This is a genomic window from uncultured Dysosmobacter sp., from assembly GCF_947631165.1.
GTDB lineage: Bacteria > Bacillota > Clostridia > Oscillospirales > Oscillospiraceae > Oscillibacter.
This window is the reverse complement of record NZ_CANRKH010000090.1, coordinates 1-3,577: the sequence shown is the minus strand read 5'-3', so window position 1 is coordinate 3,577 and position 3,577 is coordinate 1. Positions and strand designations below refer to the sequence as shown.

The 3,577-nt window shown below is 57.0% G+C and carries 5 protein-coding genes and 3 tRNA genes; 2 read left to right on the top strand and 6 right to left on the bottom strand.

Going from position 1 to position 3,577, the window contains the following annotated elements; translation table 11 throughout:
* From Q0Z69_RS16730 to Q0Z69_RS16720, 3 genes are all read right to left on the bottom strand, one after another.
* A partial coding sequence (locus Q0Z69_RS16730; protein WP_298035536.1) for a sodium ion-translocating decarboxylase subunit beta occupies positions 1–587 on the bottom strand: 587 nt, incomplete at its 3' end.
* Between the two features lie 13 nt (positions 588–600).
* Entirely contained in the window at positions 601–951 is a 351-nt protein-coding gene (locus tag Q0Z69_RS16725; protein WP_298035535.1) for an acetyl-CoA carboxylase biotin carboxyl carrier protein subunit, read from the bottom strand.
* Between the two features lie 21 nt (positions 952–972).
* Positions 973–1,242 (bottom strand): OadG family protein, encoded by a 270-nt coding sequence (locus Q0Z69_RS16720; RefSeq protein WP_298035534.1) that lies wholly within the window; start codon positions 1,240–1,242, stop codon positions 973–975.
* 392 nt (positions 1,243–1,634) lie between these two features.
* On the opposite strand from Q0Z69_RS16720, the gene sfsA reads away from it, so the two are divergent.
* Together sfsA and Q0Z69_RS16710 are read left to right on the top strand one after the other, a co-directional pair.
* Entirely contained in the window at positions 1,635–2,315 is a 681-nt protein-coding gene (sfsA, locus tag Q0Z69_RS16715; RefSeq protein ID WP_298035533.1) for a DNA/RNA nuclease SfsA, read from the top strand.
* 15 nt (positions 2,316–2,330) lie between these two features.
* Complete coding sequence (locus tag Q0Z69_RS16710; protein WP_298035532.1) at positions 2,331–2,906, top strand: manganese efflux pump MntP family protein; 576 nt, start codon at positions 2,331–2,333, stop codon at positions 2,904–2,906.
* 353 nt (positions 2,907–3,259) lie between these two features.
* Here the strand turns inward: Q0Z69_RS16710 and Q0Z69_RS16705 are convergent.
* The 3 genes from Q0Z69_RS16705 to Q0Z69_RS16695 all read right to left on the bottom strand — a co-directional run bounded on the left by Q0Z69_RS16705 (position 3,260) and on the right by Q0Z69_RS16695 (position 3,577).
* Positions 3,260–3,335, bottom strand: a tRNA-Lys gene (locus Q0Z69_RS16705).
* Positions 3,336–3,377: 42 nt separating this feature from the next.
* Positions 3,378–3,452, bottom strand: a tRNA-Gln gene (locus tag Q0Z69_RS16700).
* Positions 3,453–3,500: 48 nt separating this feature from the next.
* Positions 3,501–3,577, bottom strand: a tRNA-His gene (locus Q0Z69_RS16695).

Here is a 3,577-nt window from a genome sequence, read left to right as displayed (position 1 = left end):
ATGGCGCCCACGCCCATGAAGATCAGGCAGGGATAGATGCCCAGCTTCACGCCCAGATACAGGATGTCGATGAGGCCGGCACTGACGGTGACATTGGAGAGGGTCATGCCGTAATAGGCAGCGGCCTGCTCCGCCTGGAGCAGCGCCTGGAGCTGCGCCTCAAAAACGCTCATAGCGCCTTCGGCGGAAGTGGTCAGGTCCGTGATCATGGTCTCGATCACTTCCGGAGAGAAGGCGGTCTGGGCCGTGGCCATCAATTGCTCCACATAGGGAGCCAGCACGTCCTGGGACACGCCCAGCGTGTTCATCTCCGACAGGAATTGGGCGGTGATGGGACCGCCGCCGATCAGATCCCAGTGGACATGGCCGCCGGCGAAGAAGATCTCGTGGAACATATTGGCGCCGGGCAGATTGGTCATCAGCATGCCAAAGGCGATGGTGACCATCAGCAGCGGCTCAAACTTCTTGCCGATACCGAGATACAGCAGGAAACAGGCGATACAGAGCATGATGAGGTTTTTCCACCCGCCGTCCTGCAAAAGCAGGGTAAAGCCTGTATCGTTGACAAAATTCAGGATAGCTTCCATCGTACGCCCTCCATTACTGGATGACGCACAGCAGGGTTCCGGATTCCACTGCGGCGCCCTTGGAGGTGTTCACGGAGACGACGGTGCCGTCGCAGGGGCACATGATCTCGTTTTCCATCTTCATGGCCTCCAGGATCATCAGCACGTCGCCCTTCTTCACAGCCTGTCCCTGGGCCACGTTGACGGCCAGGATAGTGCCGGGCATGGGAGCGGACACCTGCTCGCCGCCGGCCGGAGCGGCCGCCGCGGGAGCGGGGGCAGGAGCGGGAGCGGTGGGCGCTGCGGCGGCAGGGGCCGCGCCGGTCAGATCTTCCAGCTCGATCTCATAAGCGGTGCCGTTAACGGTTACTCTGTACTTTTTCATGGTCGTTGTTTCCTTTCTCAATTACAGCTTTTTCATAGACAGGATGCGGATGCCGGTAATGTCTGTACCCAGTTCCTCCGCAAGAGCAGCGGCGACAGCGGCGACCAACTCCTGCTGATCCACCGCCGGAGCGGCCGCGGGGACGGGGACTGCCGGCGCCGCAGGAGCGGTTTTTTTACCAAGTCCGCAGAGGCGGCCCATGATCGTCGTCAGGACAATGAGGCAGATCAGTCCGAAAAACACGGTGCCCATGCCCATCAGACAAACAAACACGCTGGAATAGTCGTTCATACATTCCCTCCCAAATCGAAATTTAAATACATTGTATCAATTTTAAGGAAGAAAAACAATCCGTGTTGTCAAAATTTCTTTGGTCATTTTCCACATATTATACTGAAAAAAATTAGAACGAAAACGATTATATAGGCTTTATCAACAAGAGGGCCTGTGCTATAATCAAATAACTTGAAAAGCGGCAAAACCACTTTCCAAGCGTCACAGCGCGGGTGCTGTGACAGGCCGCAGTTTGCGGCCATCATTTGGATCTCATAGTCAATCACTGCGTGTTTCACACGCAAGCAGCGGGATAAAGCTGCCTGAAAATAGCTTTATTTTTGGGAGCCGATTGCCTATAATTGCCTATATGATAACCATACACTGACTATAATAGGGAAGGACCATTTATGCGATACCATGCTGTGACAAAGGGGCGCTTCATTGCGCGGCCAAACCGTTTTATCGCCCATGTGGAGACGGCGGAGGGCCTTCAAGTGGTCCATGTGAAGAACACGGGCCGGTGCCGGGAGCTGCTGGTCCCCGGCGCGACGGTCTATTTAGAGCGGGGGAGGAATCCCGCCCGCAAAACAGCCTTTGACCTGATCGCGGTGGAGAAGGGCAGCAGGCTCATCAATATGGATGCCCAGGCTCCAAACAAGGTATTTGCGGAATGGGCGGCCTCTGGAGGTTTTCGGCCGGACGTGACGGCGGTGCGGAGCGAATATGTCTATGGCGAGTCCCGGCTGGATTTTTGCCTGGAGACGGCCCGCGGCCTTCATCTGGTGGAGGTCAAAGGGGTCACACTGGAGGAGAACGGCGCCGCTCGGTTTCCAGACGCCCCTACAGAACGGGGTGTGAAGCACATCCATGAATTGCAGCGGGCGGTGGAAACGGGACTTGACGCGACGCTGTTCTTTGTGGTACAAATGGAAAATATCAACAGCGTGGCGCCCAACGACGTGACCCATCCGGCCTTCGGTGCGGCGCTGCGGGAGGCGGCGGTCCATGGCGTGCACGTTCTGGCCTATGACTGCGCGGTGGCGCCGGACAGCCTGGACATCCGGCGGCAGGTGCCGGTGATCCTTTGAGAGTGGAGATGGAGCATGGGACTTTTTGAACTGTTTTTGACTGGCGTGGGGCTGTCAATGGATGCGTTCGCGGTGGCCATTTGCCAGGGGCTGTGTATGCCGAAGCTCAACTGGCGCCACGCGGGGATCATCGCTTTGTTTTTCGGCGGCTTTCAGGCGCTGATGCCCTTTGCAGGATGGCTGCTTGGCTCCCAGTTTGCCGGATACATACAGTCCTTTGACCATTGGGTCGCCTTTGTGCTGCTGGCATTTATCGGCGGAAACATGGTGCGTGAGGCGCTGTCTTCGGAGGAAGAGGCGGCAGTCTGCGCTGTCGCCGTGGATTTGGATATCCGGAAGCTGCTGATGATGGCGGTGGCCACCAGTATCGACGCGCTGGCTATGGGCGTGATGTTTGCCCTGCTGGAGGTCCCTATCCTGCCTGCCATCACGGTCATTGGCTGCACTACCTTCTGCATCTCCCTGGCGGGCGTGGCCGTGGGCAACTTCTTCGGCGCCCGGTATAAAAAGCGGGCGGAGCTGTGCGGCGGCATCATTTTGATCCTGCTTGGTTCCAAGATCCTGTTGGAGCACCTGGGATTTCTTGTGTAAAAGTGAAAGCGGGGCCGTTTCGGAGAGAAACCGGGGCGGACTCGTTTTTTTAGAGAGAACAGCCCTGCGCTTTTTAGCAGCTGATCGCCGGGGCAGACGCGTCAGACCTCACACCTCCACGGCGGCTCAGTTTGCCTTTGGCAAACTAGGAGAACGCCAACAAAAAAACAACAGGACAAAGCCTGTCGTTTTTTGCTGGCAAGGTCGAGGAAACAATCTCCAGGCTTACTCCTATAATCAAACCACAACCCAGCGAAGCGGCTGTGGTTTGAAAAGGAGGAGCAAGAGAGCGGTACGAGAAATCCCCACCCATAAGAGTGGGGATTATGAGTGGAGCGGACTTTGCTCCGACGTGGTGACCCGGCGGGGATTCGAACCCCGGACCCACTGCTTAAAAGGCAGTTGCTCTGCCGACTGAGCTACCGGATCATGATTTATGATATATTTCAACGCCGCTGGCGGCAGAATGGCTGGCTGGGACGGCTGGACTCGAACCAGCGGATGAGGGAGTCAAAGTCCCTTGCCTTACCACTTGGCGACGCCCCAATGCGGAAAGAAAACAGGAACCGGGATTGCCCCGATCCCTGTTTTGTCTGGGGTGGGAGATGGGACTCGAACCCACGACACCCGGAACCACAATCCGGTGCTCTAACCAACTGAGCTACACCCAC